Below are 17,611 nucleotides of genomic sequence, written 5' to 3'. Positions count from 1 at the left end.
CTTGCTTCCATAGCTCAGTAGGTAGAGTGCATCCATGGTAAGGATGAGGTCACCGGTTCGATCCCGGTTGGAAGCTCCAGATTCCTTTTTAGAATGGACATGCATCATGAAAATAAGGCCCGTTGGTCAAGGGGTTAAGACACCTCCCTTTCACGGAGGTAACAGGGGTTCGAATCCCCTACGGGTCACCATTATTTCTTATCCATTACATATGGAGGCTTAGCTCAGCTGGGAGAGCATCTGCCTTACAAGCAGAGGGTCGGGGGTTCGAACCCCTCAGCCTCCACCATTTAACTCATGATTATTAGAGTTTTGAAATGCAAAATAGAAATATTCATCGATATTGGGGATTAGCCAAGCGGTAAGGCAACGGACTTTGACTCCGTCATGCATAGGTTCGAATCCTATATCCCCAGCCACTTCACACCAAAAAGTGAAGTTGCGCTTTGAAGGTGATTCCGAATACTTTTCGGGGGCCCTGATATGCGAGCCATTAGCTCAGTTGGTAGAGCACCTGACTTTTAATCAGGGTGTCGAAGGTTCGAGTCCTTCATGGCTCACCATTGTTTCATCTTGTGCGCGTGTGGCGGAATTGGCAGACGCACTAGACTTAGGATCTAGCGTCTTTGACGTGGGGGTTCAAGTCCCTCCACGCGCACCATTTATTGCGGACGTGGCTCAGCGGTAGAGCATCGCCTTGCCAAGGCGAGGGTCGCGGGTTCGATTCCCGTCGTCCGCTCCATTATGCGCCCTTAGCTCAGCTGGATAGAGCGTTTGACTACGAATCAAAAGGTCGGGAGTTCGAATCTCTCAGGGCGTGCCATTTTTTCAAAGATTAATATCGGGATGTAGCTCAGCTTGGTAGAGCACCTGGTTTGGGACCAGGGGGTCGCATGTTCAAATCGTGTCATCCCGATTTGCTTAGGCGTTATTGCCCATAAAAGTAATCAGAATATGCTACAAAGCATAAGATCACTTTTGTGGGGTGATATGCGGGTGTAGTTCAATGGTAGAACTCCAGCCTTCCAAGCTGGTAGCGTGGGTTCGATTCCCATCACCCGCTCCATACATATGCAGGACATCACCGTGTGTGATGTTTTTTTACATATTTACACGACTATCCTGCGAAGTGTTAATGTGATAAAGAATGCAGTCATATCAAGGGTTTCTTGGACTAATGTTTATCGTAGAAGGGCATATCAATAGCATGAGTTTTGTCGATTTGGCTAATTTTTTCGCCTGAAAAATGCAGATTTTCATTCGCTTTTATTGTATGATGTTAGGAAGGCGTTACGTCCTAAAGATAAACTGCTGAAACGGGTTGAGATGGGAGGAGTAGCATGACTGAACTTACAGTAACCGCAAAGAGCAATTCCAACAATCTGCTGCGGCGTGATGTACGGTTCCTTGGCAATATTCTTGGGGAAGTTCTTGTCCATCAAGGAGGCAATGAGCTTTTAGATATAGTTGAGAAAATTCGCGAAACGAGTAAATCGTTGCGATCCGTATTCCTGCCGGAATTGTTTGCAGATTTCAAAGGGATTATCAGCACGCTGGAACCAGACATTCGCCATCAGGTGATTCGTGCGTTTGCCATTTACTTTCAATTGGTTAATATCGCAGAGCAGAATCATCGCATACGCCGCAAGCGTGATTACGAGCGTTCCGCTGGGGAGAGTGTTCAACCAGGTTCCATTGAAAGTGCGATCCAGGATTTGAAAGAGCGCAATATTACATTTGAAGAAGTTCAAGAAATTCTCGAAAGTCTATCCCTTGAGCTGGTAATGACAGCTCATCCGACAGAAGCGATGCGTCGGGCTATTCTGGATATTCATAAACGGATAGCAGACGATGTTATGCAACTGGACAACCCGACACTGACATTCCGCGAACGAGAGCAGCTTCGGGAGAAATTACTGAATGAGGTTATCACACTGTGGCAAACCGATGAGCTTCGTGATCGCAAGCCGACGGTTCTTGATGAAGTCAGAAACGGCATGTATTATTTTCACGAGACTCTGTTTCACATTCTGCCAGAGGTTTATCAAGAGCTGGAGCGCTGCCTAAGTAAGTATTACCCGGGTCACCATTGGCACGTTCCAACCTATTTGCGTTTCGGTTCATGGATTGGTGGCGATCGGGACGGAAATCCTTCAGTGACGGCGGACGTAACATGGAGAACGCTCGAAATGCAGCGGAAGCTTGCGGTTCGTGAATATCAACGGATCTTGCGTGAATTCATGAAATACCTCAGCTTCAGTTCATCCATTGTGAGCGTGTCGGATGAATTGCTTCAATCCATCGAAAAAGACCGGGAGCATGTGACACTGAAAAAGATGGAAATTTGGCACAATGAGAAAGAGCCTTATCGTGTAAAACTGGTATATATGTTAGCTAAAATGAGTCATATTCTTGATGAAAACATGACAGGAAGCGAGCGGTACCAGTCTCCTGAAGAGTTTATTGAGGATTTGAATATCATTGATCGAAGCTTGCGTTTCCATTTTGCTGACTATGTTGCAGACACTTATATCCAGAAGCTGATTCGCCAGGCGGAGTTGTTTGGTTTCCATACAGCAACACTGGATATCAGACAGCATAGCCAAGAGCATGAGAACGCAATGGCCGAAATTCTTCGTAAAATGAACGTCACTCAGGATTACGCACAAATGAGCGAGGACGAGAAAATCGAGCTGCTCAATAACCTGCTTAACGATCCTCGACCGTTGACAACTCCATATCAGGAGTATAGCGACAGCACCGAAGAATGCCTTGAAGTCTATCGCACGGTATTCCGCGCACAGCAGGAGTTTGGTGTGAAATGTATTTCGAGTTATTTGATCAGTATGTCGGAAGGAGCAAGCGACATTCTTGAAGTGATGGTGTTTGCCAAAGAGGTCGGACTCTTCCGCAAGGATAATGATGGTTCTGTGGTTGCTACATTACAGGCTGCCCCATTGTTCGAGACGATTGAGGACCTTCATGCAGCGCCTGAAATTATGCGCAAGCTCTTCAGCCTGCCGATTTATCGTGAGGCCGTAAGCGCAATGAATGAACTGCAGGAGATCATGCTGGGCTACTCTGACAGCAACAAGGATGGCGGAGCTATTACAGCAAATTGGGAGCTGCAGGTAGCGCTCAAGGATATTACCGCTGTAGGCAACGAATACGGCATCAGGCTGAAATACTTCCATGGACGCGGCGGATCGCTTGGACGCGGCGGCATGCCTCTGAACCGCAGCATTTTGGCTCAGCCGGCATCCACTATTGCTGGCGGCATCAAAATCACGGAACAAGGCGAAGTGATATCCTCCCGCTATTCCTTGAAAGGAATAGCTTACCGCAGCTTGGACCAGGCCACTTCAGCACTTATTACGGCTTCTCTGAATGCGCGGTACGCTGAAACCGAATCGACCGAAAAGGAATGGGAAGAGATTTCTTCCAGCATTTCGGCTGCTTCACAGAAGAAATATCAAGATTTGATATTCCGTGACCCGGATTTCCTTAGCTTCTTCAAGGAATCCACACCGCTTCCCGAGGTGGGAGAACTGAATATTGGCTCCCGACCTTCCAAGCGTAAGAACAGTGACCGTTTCGAGGACCTGAGAGCCATTCCTTGGGTGTTTGCGTGGACGCAGAGCCGTTACCTGCTTCCAGCATGGTACGCGGCTGGTACGGGCTTACAGAGCTTCTATCAGGACAAGGAAGAGAATCTGAAGGTGCTTCAGAAGATGTATACGAGTTATCCGTTCTTTACTTCGTTAATTGACACGCTTCAGATGGCTCTTGCCAAGGCCGATCTGATCATCGCCAAGGAGTACTCCTTGATGACGAAGGATGATAAAGCTCGTGAGCGTATCTTCGGTTTGATACAGGATGAGTTCAATTTGACGAAGGAGCTTGTTCTCAAGATAACGGGTCAACAGGACATTCTGGATAACCAGCCGGTCCTTCAGGAGTCCATCCGTCTCCGTAACCCTTATGTCGATCCGCTCAGCTATTTGCAGGTTCAACTGCTTAATGAGCTGCGTGAACTTAGAGAGCAAGAGCAGGATGACGATCCGGATCTGCTCCGGGAAGTACTCCTCACGATCAACGGCATTGCAGCAGGGCTGCGCAATACAGGTTGATTTTTGTAACTGGTCAAAAGGGTAGGCAAGGGTTAATATAAAGCGAGGTTCCCCTGTGGGCCTCGTTTTTTCATCTATGAGGTTGCTTGCCTGCTGATCATGAATTTACAGGCTGCAGGAAGCGTATCTTTGATATGGAAATGGGATTGTTTTTGAATTATTGTTGATTTTTAGAAACAGTTGAATTACCATTTGAATGATGCTTTTTAGACGTTACCCATCAGACCATTCTGGGGGAATTATGGTGGACAATTTGGATGTAAGACTGGCGAAGCTGGCCCGAAAAGGGGATCAGAGAGCTTTTGCCGAAATCGTAGAGCTTTATAAGGATAAGATTTTTCATCTGGCTTACCGGATGCTGAGCAACCGCCATGAGGCCGAGGATGTCGTACAAGAGACTTTTCTGCGTGTGTATAAGAACCTTGATCGATATGACGAGAACCAAAAATTCTCAACTTGGATATATCGTATTGGCACAAATCTTAGCATTGATCGGCTGCGTAAACGCAAGCCTTCTTTCTCGCTGGACGCAGATCTGAATGAAAGTGAAGGCATGGACGGCTACTCCCTGATTCCGAGTGATAATCGTACACCTGAGAGCGAGATGTTGCTATCCGAAACACAGCGCATCATTCATCAGGCTATTGATGGACTCCCTGCGAAGTACAAGACGATCATGATCCTTCGGTACATCCAGGATTTATCACTGCAGGAGGTCAGCGAGATTATGGACTTGCCTGTAACAACGATCAAGACGAGAGTACATCGCGGACGTGAATTTTTGCGGAAAAAATTAGAGTACAAGCTTTGAGGAAAAACGCCTATCGCCGTTCTTAGAGGAAGACAGACAGCGTTTATGGGCGCTTTTTCTTGAGGAATCAGAAAGTCATGTCATTTCATCTTTCTTTCCGATTTTCTTAAAAAAAATTGAAACATCCCCGATTCCGGCACGTATGAACAAGAAGCAAGTCTTATGCCTCTCAGGAGGTATAGACCCAGCAAAGAGATTGAATGAAAGGATTGGCTCACAAATGGATTGCAAATTAGCCGTCTCTTTGATGCATGATTATCTGGATAATGACTTGTCCAACCCGCAGCAGCTAGAATTGCAGAAGCATTTGCTGGATTGTGCTGACTGTCGGAATTACTTCGAGAAGCTGGAGCATACCGATATGCTTCTTTTTTCCTTAACTCATCATGCGACCAAGCCATCAGATGATTTAACGGATCGTATAATGGGCATGCTGCCGCAGCCCAAGACACAAAAAGTCTGGGTCAAATGGGTTAGGAATCATCCTGCGCTCACGGCTGTAGCAATGTTTTTGGTTGTCATGCTCTTTAGTACAATCAGTTTTTGGAGTCAGGATAATCAGCTGGTTGTGAAGAGTGATGAATTCGAAAAACTGGTGATTGAAGGAGATACCGTCATTATTCCTCCAGATCAGATCATCACGGGAGATATTACAGTTGAGAATGGCAAAGCTAAGGTTTATGGCCAGGTTAATGGCAATTTGACGGTCATTGACGGAGAATTATTTCAGGCTTCCACCGCACATATAGCAGGCCAAGTGAAAGATATAGATAGGGCAATGGATTGGATATGGTATAAAATTTCCACTCTGTTTACAGATGTCGCTTACCGCTAGGTGAAAGCCGCAGCTTGCTGAATGAAAGCGCCTCTTTTCAGTGAAAAGAAGGCGCTTCTTTTGTTGATTTTAGGCTTCTAAATACGAAAAGCGAGGGACGTCCGCTTGCATCGGAAAGATTAACGTTATAACCTAGAGAGTGTAGAGCACATACTACATATATAGTCTCAAGCGTTACTCAAGAGGAAGTTCAAAAAGTCCTGGGGCATTCACGAAGGATCATGTGGGCAGGTTCGGTATCGAATCCTGCGATCATCTTCGAGGAACCGGATGGATTGGGCCCGCACTTAAAGGAAATGACGGGGGTTGCTGTATGGAGTATTTCACAGATATGACCTGGGGTGAAACCATTAAAGATATCATCGATATCCTTATCGTTACTTATATAATATATCAATTGATTCTGCTCGTCCGAGGTACAAGGGCGGTCCAGCTGCTTAAAGGGATTCTTGTGCTGGTTGTCATCTGGGCGCTTAGCACCTGGTTTGATTTGTACACACTCAAATGGCTGATGAATCAGATCTTTACATTTGGGGTGCTTGCCATCTTTATCATCTTCCAACCGGAGCTTAGACGTGGTCTGGAGCAGCTTGGGCGAGGTAAGCTGTTCGGACGGGGCGGGGATGTTGATGAGGAGACGAATAAGTTAATCAGCGAAACCATTAAGGCGGTTAATTATTTGTCGAGGCGCAAAATAGGGGCTCTGATCGTGTTTGAGCGGACCACAGGTCTGAATGAATTTGTAGAATCGGGAATTCCGATGCGGTCTGTGATCAGCTCGGAGTTGTTCATTAACATTTTTATACCGAATACACCTCTCCATGATGGGGCGGTCATCATTCAGAATGGTCAAATTGCAGCGGCAGGCTGTTATTTGCCACTATCAGAGAATCCTTTTATCAGTAAGGAACTGGGAACGAGGCATCGTGCAGCCATCGGTATCAGTGAGGTGGGGGATGCGATTTCTGTTGTTGTATCCGAGGAGACTGGACAAGTATCGCTGGCTTTGAATGGACAAGTGGTTCGGGATATCAAGGAAGAGTCTCTGATCTCCAAGCTGTATGAGGAGCTTCGTCCTGCCGCATCCATAAAGGAGAAACGCTCGTTCTTCTGGAAACGGAAGGGGGATGGCCATAATGGATAAATGGATCAAGAACAACACGGCAAGCAAATTGATTGCTTTGGCGGTCAGTATCCTGTTATGGGCAATGGTTCATATGGACAGTGGGGCGCCTGCCCCGCCAACTACATTTTATGATACCAAGATCATTGAAGGCGTTAAGATCCAGACTTATGGATTTGATGATAGTGAATATGCATTAACCGGCATTGATAAAGATCGCGTGAATCTCGAAGTTCGAGGGAAGAAGTCCAACATTGCGCTCTTGACGGATGAATATAAAGTGAAACTTGATCTGAGTACTGTCAGAGAACCGGGTACACACACACTTCCGCTAACTTACTCGATTCCAAGCGGAGTTGAGCTGGTATCGATGGAACCTTCCGCTGTAACCGTAACGGTAGAGACGAGAGTATCGGAATCCGTTACGGTAAGTATTGGCACGAAGGGGGAACCGGCAAAAGATTACCGGGCCGGAACACCCGTGCTGATTGACCCACGACAGGTCACCGTAACCCTGCCAGAATCGTCGATGGCGAATTTGGGACAGGTCAAAGGTAACGTGGATCTGGATGGAGCCAAGGAGAAAATTACGGAGAAGCGAGTCAAGCTTACAGCATATGATAAGCAAGGCGTCGAGATGGAGGATGCGGTCATTGAACCTGCTGCGGTAGCGGCTGAAGTACCGATTGAACCTGCGTTCGTGACTCTTCCTCTGGAGCTTGAGTATACGGGAAGACTGCCGGAAGGATTCGTTTTATCCAAGGTAGACCAAAAGGTAAAAGAAGTGAAGCTGTTCGGCAGCAAGGAGGCACTCGCAGGAGCTGGGACCTATATCGAAGCCGCGATCAACTTGGGAGAAGTTAGGAACTCCGGAACAACAGTGCTTACGGCCGACTTGACGCCGCCCGAAGGTTTTGAGAAAATCGAGCCGAGCTCTATAACAGTGGATGTTACGGCCGTATCGCATGGTGAACGGGTTGTTAATGGCATTCCCATTACGTTAAAAGGGGTCTCCTCAGGCCTGGATGCTGTAATAACCGATCCGAAAACGCAGACGATATCCTTGACGCTTACCGGTGCGCCGGATTTGCTGAATAGTCTGGAGCCATCAGACATCGGGGTTGAAGCGAATGCGGCCGGCTTGAAGGCGGGGGTGCACGAAATTCCGCTGCAGATCACATTGCCAAGTTTCATCAACCGAGCGGACCGGAATCGACTTGTCATTAAAGTGGAGCTGAAGGACAATTCCAAGCCAGTTACAACGGATCCAAGCAGCTCTAACAACGAGGGAACCGACAAAGACAAGCCTGATTCACCGGGAACGGGATCAGGTAATGATCAAGTGGAGAATCCGCCTGCGCCTCCCACGAACGAGGGCACGGATAACTCCGGATCAGGAGAAAGTCCATCCCATCCGCCGGGAGACGGATCGAACGATGGAACAACGGGGTCAGAATCATCACAAGATGGATAATATCGAAGAGTAGATAAAGGAGTATATAAAACATGGGGAAATATTTTGGTACAGATGGAGTAAGAGGAGTTGCGAATCAAGAACTGACAGCGGAAATGGCTTATAGCATCGGTCGCTGCGGCGGCTATGTGTTGACAGGTGATAAAGAGAAGCCAACCGTAATCATCGGTATGGATACCCGGGTATCCGGGGCTATGCTGGAGTCGGCTTTGGTTGCAGGCCTGCTGTCCATCGGTGCACACGTCATTCGTTTGGGTGTTGTAAGCACTCCCGCGGTGGCTTATATTACAAGACTGTTGAAAGCTGATGCAGGTGTCATGATCTCGGCATCGCACAATCCGGTGCAGGACAACGGCATCAAGTTCTTCGGCGGAGACGGCTTCAAGCTGTCGGATGAAACAGAACTCAAGATTGAAGAGCTGATGGATGCCGAAACGGATAATCTGCCGCGTCCGATCGGAGCTGATTTAGGTGAGCTTCTCGTTGATGATGAATCGAAATATAAATACCTGGATTATCTGAAAACCACGGTTAACAACCGGTTTGACGGCTTGAAAATCGTGCTCGACTGTGCAAATGGTGCTGCTTATGAGCTGGCTCCGAAACTTTTCCGTGAGTTGGGTGCTGACGTAATCACCATTGGCGCTGAGCCGAATGGCCTGAATATTAATGATCACTGTGGATCTACACACCCAGAGAAACTCGTTGAGGCTGTGCTTGCTCATGGGGCTGATCTCGGTCTTGCTTTTGACGGTGATGCGGATCGTCTGATTGCGATTGACGGTAAAGGCGAGGAAGTGGATGGCGACTTCATCCTATGCATTTGCGGTGACGCTATGAACCGTGCGGGCAAGCTGAAGGAAGGCACGATCGTTTCGACCGTCATGAGTAACATCGGCTTTTATAAAGCATGTGAGAGCTTGAAGCTGAAAACAGCAAAAACCGCAGTCGGCGACCGTTATGTCATGGAAGAAATGCGCCGCGGCGGGTATAACCTGGGCGGAGAGCAATCCGGACATGTCATTTTCCTGGATCACAACACAACCGGTGATGGCATTTTGACGGGGATTCAACTGGTGGATACGTTGGTAGCCTCCGGGAAGCCTCTGCATGAGCTGAAGAGCAGCATGCGCAAGTACCCGCAAGTGCTGGTTAATGTTCGTGTGGGTGATAAGAGCAAATATCAAGGAAATACAGTAATCGAGTCCGCAATTGCCGAGGTTGAGGGTATTCTGGGCGATAACGGCCGTGTCTTGGTTCGCCCATCGGGTACGGAATCCCTTATTCGAGTCATGGCGGAAGGCCCGGACAAAGAAGAGCTCGATCGTTATGTTACGCAGATTGCGGATGTAGTGAAGCGGGAATTGGTGTAAGTCTAAGGGTGTATTTTTCAAGGAAAGCAGACTAATTTCTGTCAGGGCCAGTGAACTATGTTGTTCGGTTCACTGGCCCACAGCTTTTCCAATATGCCGAGTGTATGAAAGCGCAACACACCCTGTCCTGTCTGCGAACATAGCTGTGTAAGTCATCGCCTGTGAACATAGGTCATTCGATGTCATTAGTGTGGGTTATAGCGTGTAGAGTCCAGTCGGGCAAGGAAACCGCCGAGTTGCCAAAGTGATGATGTGTGAATATAATAAAGGATGTTATTCAAGAATAGAAAGTGAGGACCGTGAGGTTACTATAAGCTTCATAAGCGCCAGAGCTTGTACCTGCGCGGGGATTGGTTATTGCTTGATGGAATGACCAAACGGCAGAACGCAAGTTGACGAGGTAGAGGTGTTCGGATTATTCGGCGGGGACCTCTCGGTGATGCACCAACCGTAAGCGGATCACGGAAAAGGAATGGGCGACCGTTCTGACAACGTATTTGCAGGTGCTGCACAATAACTTATATACCAAAACATGAATGTGCGATCTAGAATGCGACAGCGCGGTGGAAGAAGAGTGCATTCATGTCTGTTCAACTAAAATCAGCCTACGTATTGCTGGGTTTCTTGAACGTTGATAATTGAATAGATCATTCTTCTTTCCTCATACCGCACAGATGCTGCCGTGTTCTATTTCCGCCTAACTATTATAGGGAAATCGAACGGAGGAATCATACTATGTGTGGTATTGTCGGATATATTGGAAATCAGAAAACGCAAACGGTGTTGATCGAAGGATTGAGAAAGCTTGAGTATCGTGGATACGATTCTGCTGGGATCGCGGTCTTCACGAATGAAGGTCTGCGCGTTGCGAAGGCACAAGGACGTCTTGCCAACTTGGAGGAGAGACTGGAGTCTGCTCCCCTCGTAGGAACCGCAGGTATCGGTCATACCCGCTGGGCTACGCATGGCCGTCCATCGGACGTGAACTCTCATCCGCATACAGACGAAAGCCAGAAGTTCTCCGTTGTTCATAACGGTATCGTTGAGAACTATTTGGAGCTGAAGGAAGAGCTGATCAGTCAAGGACATCACTTTGTTTCGGAGACCGATACAGAAGTTATTTCCCACCTCATTGCCCGTGAGTATGACGGTGATATCGTTAAGGCCGTGCAGAAGGCGATCTCTTACATGAGAGGTGCATTTGCCCTTGGAGTCTTAACCGAGTATGAGCCGGATCGTCTGGTGGCTGTGCGTCAAGCAAGCCCGCTTATTATCGGTCTTGGCGAAGGAGAGAATTTCATCGGTTCTGATATTCCGGCGATTTTGAAATATACACGGAACGTATATATTCTTAACGATGGAGAGATGGCTCTCTTGACAGCAGATGCTGTCGAATTAATGACCATTGAGGGGAACTTTATTTCTCGGGAAATGATTCGTGTCGATTGGGATGCTGTTACAGCGGAAAAAGGCGGATTCGATCACTTCATGCTGAAGGAAATCCATGAGCAGCCAAAAGCATACCGTGATACGATGCTGGGCCGCGTGGATGAGAGCGGACGCAAAGTGGTTCTGCCTGAACTGAAGCTGACCCAGGAACAGATTAAGAACATTCGCAATGTGCAGATCGTTGCCTGCGGTACGGCTTATCATGCCGGTCTTGTTGGACGCAGCGTGATTGAAGAAATGGTACGCATTCCGGTAGAAAATGATGTGGCTTCCGAGTATCGTTACCGTTCGCCAATCGTTACACCAGAGACCCTTGTCATCGTGGTGAGCCAATCCGGTGAGACGGCTGACACATTGGCTGCGCTTCGTGAAGCCCAGAGCCACGGTGCTCATGTCCTGGCCATCACGAACGTAGTAGGCAGCTCGATTGCCCGTGAAGCGAATGATGTACTCGGCACGCTGGCTGGTCCAGAGATTGCTGTAGCATCCACTAAAGCTTATACCTCACAGTTGATTGCCTTCTATCTGTTTGGTCTGTACCTGGCTCAAGTACGCGGTACAATGACTGAGGACGCTGTTGCTGAAGTCATTGCAGCGATGGAAGCACTGCCTGAACAGGTGGAATCCATGCTGACCAACGCGGAATCCATTAAGGGATATGCCGAGCAAATTGCGGAGCATGAGAACCTGTTCTTCATCGGCCGTGGTCAGGACTACGCCGTGGCACAGGAAGGCTCCCTGAAACTCAAGGAGATCTCTTACATTCATTCCGAGGCATATGCTGCCGGCGAGCTGAAGCATGGTACGCTTGCCCTTATTGAAGAGGGAATACCAGTCATTGCCCTGGCAACCCAGGAAGCGGTGTTGGAGAAAACCGTAAGTAACATCAAGGAAGTGAAAGCACGTGGTGCTGAAGTAATGGCAATTACGTATGAAGAGCATGTGGCTGGCCTGCTGAAATCCGTGGATCAAGCCTTTGCCATTCCGAAGACCTTGCCGATCTTGACGGCTGCCGTGTCTGTAGTTCCACTGCAGCTCCTTGCTTACTATGCATCTCTTGCCCGTGGCAACGACGTAGATAAGCCGCGTAACCTGGCGAAGAGCGTGACGGTGGAGTAAGGAAAGAGGGTGGGAGCAAGGAAAATATAAGCTTCCTAGTGGCACAAAGTGTAGAAGAGTAAAATGTGTGGAAACCACATATAAGATATCGTATATAGTGGGCAGTCTAAGGGAGTCATCCCAGGCTGCCCTCTTTTTATTTCAATGAACATTATTTCGTGTAGAATCTGATATATGCTGGTTTAAAGAAGCTGTTTGAGCCTGTTTATCTCATCGAAATTCCAAAGCGATCGTGGCTGGCTGTGATTCGATTGAGTTGTGCCGACCCAGGAAAGTCGGTGCTCCCTATATTGTTACGGTAAAGCTGACTTACAAGATGCCGCTCAGAACTGAAAAGCAAACACCAAAAAGCACCTGATACTATCAGGTGCTTTTTGGTATGCTACTGCTACTGCTCCGCGTACGGCATTTTATGCAAACGTAATCCAGCCCTTATGGGACATAGCTTACTCCAAGCTTTGGCTTAATTTGACAATCTGGTTCCAGCCCTCGTCGATGCTGATTTTACCGAACATAATCGACTGCGTGATGTTGTCGTACTCCTTCGTGAAGTTAGCCCAGCCGCCCTTATTCCCCGGGCCGGGGTCAAATGCGGCGCCGTCCTTGGATACCTCGTTGATCAGACCGAGGGAGCTTTTATCGACGTCCGTAAATTTAGGCTGGAGCGCATCGGCTACGCTTTTATTGACGGGAATCCCCCGCGAAGTGCCCAAGATTTCTCCGGCTTCCTCGCTGTTGACGAACCAGTCGATAAACTCCTTCGCTTCCTCTTTATATTGGCTGTTGGGGCTGACACTCCAGTACATGGAGGCTTTCAGCCAGCCGCTCGCCTGCGTGGCCCTCGGCTGAGTTGTTAGTGCCATCACGCCGGGTTTTAAGGCATCCGTTCCGCCGAATTCCGCCGCATGTGCGCCCCGAAGCAGAATCTTTTCCTGGATGAGCAGGTCCATTTGTGCGTCCTGCCCTTTATCCGACACGGTCACGTCAGGCGGCGTCACAAGTTGTTCTTTGCGAAGCTCAGCCCATTGGTTCATCCAATCCTTCCAGGTAGCCTCGTCATAATGGAATTTCCCGTCCTTGCTCATGGAGAAGCCTTTGCCCATGCTCAGCTGATAGGACATATAGGACGCGCCATCCGCGGTCAGGTCCCGCGTGAGGTATTGGTCTTTGGCCAGCCTCGGTTTCAGGTCGCGCGCCATGGCAAAAAACTCGTCCCATGTCTTTGGCGGTTGAATGCCGAGACTGTCCATCATCGTTTTGTTGTACACCATGCCCCAGGCATTGTTGCCCAGCGGCATCGCGTACAATTTGCTCTGATAGGTGCCAGTCTCAAGCAGCACCTTATCGATCTTGTCCGTCGGAATGGAGGAGAGATCCTCCAGCCGTCCGCTGGATGCCCAATCGTTGAACCAGGCGGCATCCATTTGGAAGATATCCGGTGTATTTTTCCCCGCGGACTGGGTAGACAGCTTGTCCTGGTACCCGTCGAAGGACTGGTACTCTGGTTCGAAAGTGATGCCCGGATGCTTTTCAGAGTATAAATCAAGCGCTTTCAAAGTTGCGTCATGCCGGGCTTGAGAGCCCCACCACATGATCCGGAGTGTGATGGACTTGCCGTTTCCCGAATCCGCGGATCCGCCTTCTTCCTTCTTGACACCGCTGCAAGCGGAGAGAATGAGTGATAGTGAAAGCACTGCTGCAGCGCCAGCGGCGAGACGATGCCATGATTTTCTCATCGGATGAACCTCCCTTAAGTAACTGATCTACTTCTTCACTTAACGTACCAAGTCCAGAGTCTCCCTCGTAGTGGACAAATCAACAAATCGTTTCAGTATTTTACGATTATCGAGTGAAGGGGGCCAGATGCTTAACGCCAGGAATAACCGGGAACTCTTCATTCAGGCTTTGTGGAACTCAGTGGGACTGCGCCCGGTATGCTTTTTGAACAGGGTGGTGAAGTACGGAACATTCCGATAACCGACCCGCTCGGCGATTTCGGCGATCAGCAGTTTTTTCTCGAGAACCATGCGCTTGGCTTTTTCCATTCGGACCCTGGTTAGATAATCGCCAAAGGTTTCGCCTGTAAACTGGCGGAATAACGTGCTGAGATAGTTTTTGGAGATATAGACCTGGTCGGCCAAATCCTGAAGGTGGATGTTCTCGGCGTAATGCTCATGAATGTATTGGATGATATAATCGACCGTTTCCTTATGCTTGAGGTTCTCGTTAGGCGTGTAACGCGAGCAGATTCGTTTCACTTTCTCCGCTACCCATGCTTTCCACTGCAACGCATCTTCCATTTGGTCCAGCTCTTTGGTCAAGTCCGTGAGAGGCAGTTCATCGTCGAGCCGGATGCCGGACTCATACAGGGTGAAGGAGAGGATGGCGAACAGCTGCGTTCCGATGGCGGTAAGCTCTTCGGGTTGGAGCTGGGCCGCGCCGTTATCCCTGCGGAAGAAATCATCCAGCGCCAGCAGCGCCCGGGGCTCATCGAAGGTTCGAACAGCGTCGGTCATCTCCTGGAAAAATCGCACCGGCCGTACGCTCCGTGCTGCTGAATGCCGGAAACCGCCTTCGTTATAAACGTAGACACAGGGAAAGGCGACATCCGGTTCGCGCCGCTCGGCGAGTGCCTGAAATGCTTCTTCGGTAGAATCGGGGATGGCAAGCCAGTCGTCCTTGCGAAGACCTGCCCCGATGTGCAGCTTGACCTTGAGGAACCGATGCACAGATGAATTGATTCGCCCTGCCAGTGCCAGAACTTCCGAGCGGAACGCCTCTGTCGGCCAGGAGAGGGGCTTATACAGCAGCAGTGCCATATGGTGACTATGCAGCTCCAGGAAATAGCTGCGCAGCCCATCCTGGCCGGCTAGCTCCTCGACCGTGTTGCCCACGGCGAAACGGAACAGGTGCCAGTCACGGACGGAGATTCCCTCCATACGTCCTTGCCGCTTGATTTCTAAGGCCAGCATCATGAATTGGGCATTCTTCCAGCCGAGCCGTTCCAGCATTCGGGAGGGATCTGTCAGCGGGGAGGGTGTTCCTCCGGTGAGGGCGGACTTGACCCATTCCCTTTCCAGATAAGGCTCATACTGCATAAGCTGGGTTTGAATCTCCTGCTCTCTGTGTTCCAGCGCTCGGCGTTCCGCAAGCTCGCGGGTGACGCGCTGCAGCACCTCGCGGATCGTGGTCGGTGAGGCCGGCTTCGGTAAATAATCATCAACCTGAAGCCGAAGCGCTTTACGAGCGTAGTCAAAATCCGAGTACCCGCTCAAAATGATGATTTTGCCAGCGTACTGCTGCTTACGGAGCTGTTCAATCATATCGAGACCATTCATCACCGGCATATAAATATCCGTAATGACAATATCGGGCTGAGTCGCTTCAATCAGCCGAAGTCCTTCTTCACCATCTAGAGCCTCCCCGACAGGCCGGACTCCGAGCTGCTCCCAGGGAATCAGCCGGGACATGCCGCTGAGCACTTGCCGGTCGTCATCCACGATAGCGATGGTCCACATGTATTCCTCCCCCTTTCTGATCCCGCGGCTGATTTACCTTCGGCCAATAGATCTCCGCTTCGGAGCCTGGCGCATCGGTACGGTTGCGAAGCGAAACGCCAAAGGGCGGGCCGAAATAAACCTGTATGCGCTCCTTTACATTGCGGATCCCGTATCCGCCCGTGGGATGGCGTTTACGAGTCTTCCAGTCTTCACGCAGTCCGATGCCGTCATCCCGAATCCAAATCCGGATGCCTCGGTCCTCTTCCATGCAAATCAGATGAATCCGGCCCTGGCGTCTGCCATGAAAACCATGCATAACGGCGTTTTCTACAAAGGGCTGCAGGGTCAGTTTTGGAATCATCAGATGCCGTAATTCCTCCGGGCAATCGATGTGCCATTCCAATTCTTCGCCCCACTTGAACTGCTGGATTTTCAGAAAGCAATCCACGTGCAGAAGCTCTTCCTGAAGCGTAATCATGGATTCGCCGCCTGACAGCCCGATGCGGAACATCTGTCCCATCAGCTCGAGCACTTGGCTGATCTTCTCCTGGCCAGCTTCAAGGGCCATCCAATTCAGCTGATCCAGCGTGTTGTAGAGAAAATGGGGGTTAATCATCGCTTGCAGCGCCTTAATCTCCGCTTCGCGCTGTGCTTTATACTGCTGCTCCAGGGATTGATACAGGGTTTCGATCCGCTCGGTAAGCTTGCGGTAGCCGCTGAACAGGCTGCCGAATTCGTTGCGGTATTCTGTCGGCAGCGGCTGTCCGCGCTTCTCGGGATTAAACGCCTGCATCAGCTGAACGAGCTTCCGGATCGGCCGCGTGAAATTCCGGGATAGGAACATTGTGAAGAACAAGGACAGCAGAATGGCGGCGGCTCCAACTACAGCCATCGTCCACGCCAGACGTACACTTCCGCTGGTGATGTCCTTCCAGGGCGTAAGCTCCACCAGCATCCAGCTGCCCGGGGACGTCCGGGACCATACGGTGAGCATGCTCTTCTCCGGCAGCGAGCCGGCGGCAGCCAGCACCTGATGCGCTTGGCCGGTGTCCCCGTCGACCCGCTCCAGGATGGCGTTGATTTCCCCGGGAGGCGGAGCAATCCGGGTGTGCATGATCATCCGGCCGCCGGAGTCGAGCAGCAGTCGGCTGGCCGAGGAGTTGTCTTCCGTCAGAATTTGCTGCAAAAATTTAACCCGGACATTGATGATCAGAATCCCCCGGTTCACGCCATCCAGCGTGGTGATTTTACGGATAAAGCTTATTACCTGCTGCTTCCCCTGCGGGGAACCGACCTCACGCTGGCCGATCCAGACAAAGTCGGACTTATCCACGGCCGGATACCAGCTCTCCCGGCTGGCCGAGGCGAGAGGGAGGTACTGAATGTTGGCGTTCGGGTCGACCTGAAGCGGATCATTCATATAAATCTGAAAGGAGAACATCGAGCGAGAGCTATTCAGCATCGGCGCCAAATAATCCCGGTTCAGCTCGTCCCTCGCTGTCTTTCGTGCATAATAATCTCCGTTCATCGTTACATAGTTGACCAGAGGCGAGTTAATGGACACGGCTAACGAGGTTTGCTCCACAGCACTCATATGGTCGGTAAGCTGCTTGTTGAGCTGCTGCAGCACCGCCTGCTGGTACATGGAGGTGCTGTCCGCCTGCTCAGCTGCCGAGAACCGATAGCTAACGATCATCATGATCGTGATGAGGACCGCGACAAAACCGGCAAAGCTGAAGAAAAAGACGTAATCGATGCGGAACGTGCGAAACGGATTCATGCGTTTTTCCCTCCTCT

General features: G+C 49.9%; 10 protein-coding genes and 10 tRNA genes. 17 read left to right on the top strand and 3 right to left on the bottom strand.

What is annotated here, in order from left to right; all coding sequences use genetic code 11:
* The first annotated feature begins 3 nt into the window (after window positions 1-3).
* The 17 genes from PGL02S_RS15525 (at window position 4) to glmS (ending at window position 12,314) form a co-directional block, all read left to right on the top strand.
* Window positions 4-79 (top strand) — tRNA-Thr (locus tag PGL02S_RS15525).
* Window positions 80-116: 37 nt separating this feature from the next.
* A tRNA-Glu gene (locus PGL02S_RS15520) sits at window positions 117-191 on the top strand.
* A 22-nt stretch (window positions 192-213) separates the two neighbouring features.
* Window positions 214-289 (top strand) — tRNA-Val (locus tag PGL02S_RS15515).
* A gap of 55 nt (window positions 290-344) precedes the next feature.
* Window positions 345-419: transfer RNA gene (locus PGL02S_RS15510), tRNA-Gln, on the top strand.
* A gap of 68 nt (window positions 420-487) precedes the next feature.
* Window positions 488-563: transfer RNA gene (locus tag PGL02S_RS15505), tRNA-Lys, on the top strand.
* Window positions 564-577: 14 nt separating this feature from the next.
* A tRNA-Leu gene (locus PGL02S_RS15500) sits at window positions 578-661 on the top strand.
* Between the two features lie 6 nt (window positions 662-667).
* Window positions 668-742 (top strand) — tRNA-Gly (locus PGL02S_RS15495).
* A 4-nt stretch (window positions 743-746) separates the two neighbouring features.
* Window positions 747-823, top strand: a tRNA-Arg gene (locus PGL02S_RS15490).
* Window positions 824-842: 19 nt separating this feature from the next.
* Window positions 843-916: transfer RNA gene (locus tag PGL02S_RS15485), tRNA-Pro, on the top strand.
* Between the two features lie 76 nt (window positions 917-992).
* Window positions 993-1,066, top strand: a tRNA-Gly gene (locus tag PGL02S_RS15480).
* A 274-nt stretch (window positions 1,067-1,340) separates the two neighbouring features.
* Window positions 1,341-4,130: a phosphoenolpyruvate carboxylase gene (gene ppc / locus PGL02S_RS15475; protein WP_006212877.1), complete on the top strand. Its 2,790-nt coding sequence runs from the start codon at window positions 1,341-1,343 to the stop codon at window positions 4,128-4,130.
* Window positions 4,131-4,371: 241 nt separating this feature from the next.
* On the top strand, window positions 4,372-4,941 hold the full coding sequence (gene sigW / locus PGL02S_RS15470; RefSeq protein WP_006212876.1) for an RNA polymerase sigma factor SigW: 570 nt from the start codon (window positions 4,372-4,374) through the stop codon (window positions 4,939-4,941).
* Between the two features lie 220 nt (window positions 4,942-5,161).
* The gene (locus PGL02S_RS15465) at window positions 5,162-5,776 is read left to right on the top strand and encodes a zf-HC2 domain-containing protein (protein WP_036643649.1); all 615 of its coding nucleotides are present in this window, start codon (window positions 5,162-5,164) and stop codon (window positions 5,774-5,776) included.
* 313 nt (window positions 5,777-6,089) lie between these two features.
* On the top strand, window positions 6,090-6,920 hold the full coding sequence (gene cdaA, locus PGL02S_RS15460) for a diadenylate cyclase CdaA (protein ID WP_036643621.1): 831 nt from the start codon (window positions 6,090-6,092) through the stop codon (window positions 6,918-6,920).
* Entirely contained in the window at window positions 6,913-8,373 is a 1,461-nt protein-coding gene (locus tag PGL02S_RS15455; protein ID WP_051449335.1) for a CdaR family protein, read from the top strand. Before cdaA ends, PGL02S_RS15455 begins: the two co-directional genes overlap by 8 nt.
* Before the next feature lie 32 nt (window positions 8,374-8,405).
* Window positions 8,406-9,746: a phosphoglucosamine mutase gene (glmM, locus tag PGL02S_RS15450; protein WP_036643620.1), complete on the top strand. Its 1,341-nt coding sequence runs from the start codon at window positions 8,406-8,408 to the stop codon at window positions 9,744-9,746.
* A gap of 735 nt (window positions 9,747-10,481) precedes the next feature.
* Window positions 10,482-12,314, top strand: coding sequence for a glutamine--fructose-6-phosphate transaminase (isomerizing) (glmS, locus tag PGL02S_RS15445; RefSeq protein WP_036643618.1), 1,833 nt, complete (start codon window positions 10,482-10,484; stop codon window positions 12,312-12,314).
* Window positions 12,315-12,760: 446 nt separating this feature from the next.
* Here the strand turns inward: glmS and PGL02S_RS15440 are convergent, their stop codons facing one another.
* From PGL02S_RS15440 to PGL02S_RS15430, 3 genes are all read right to left on the bottom strand, one after another.
* The gene (locus PGL02S_RS15440; RefSeq protein ID WP_036643613.1) at window positions 12,761-14,050 is read right to left on the bottom strand and encodes an ABC transporter substrate-binding protein; all 1,290 of its coding nucleotides are present in this window, start codon (window positions 14,048-14,050) and stop codon (window positions 12,761-12,763) included.
* A 162-nt stretch (window positions 14,051-14,212) separates the two neighbouring features.
* Window positions 14,213-15,832, bottom strand: coding sequence for a response regulator transcription factor (locus PGL02S_RS15435; protein ID WP_036643612.1), 1,620 nt, complete (start codon window positions 15,830-15,832; stop codon window positions 14,213-14,215).
* A complete protein-coding gene (locus tag PGL02S_RS15430) occupies window positions 15,807-17,594 on the bottom strand; it encodes a cache domain-containing sensor histidine kinase (protein WP_036643611.1) in 1,788 nt (595 codons plus the stop codon). The genes PGL02S_RS15435 and PGL02S_RS15430 overlap by 26 nt, the downstream gene beginning before the upstream one ends.
* Between the last annotated feature and the right edge of the window lie 17 nt (window positions 17,595-17,611).

Source organism: Paenibacillus glucanolyticus NBRC 15330 (genome assembly GCF_004000885.1).
Lineage (GTDB): Bacteria > Bacillota > Bacilli > Paenibacillales > Paenibacillaceae > Paenibacillus_AQ > Paenibacillus_AQ glucanolyticus.
Note: the sequence above shows the minus strand (reverse complement) of the source record. Positions and strands in the feature narration are given on the sequence as shown.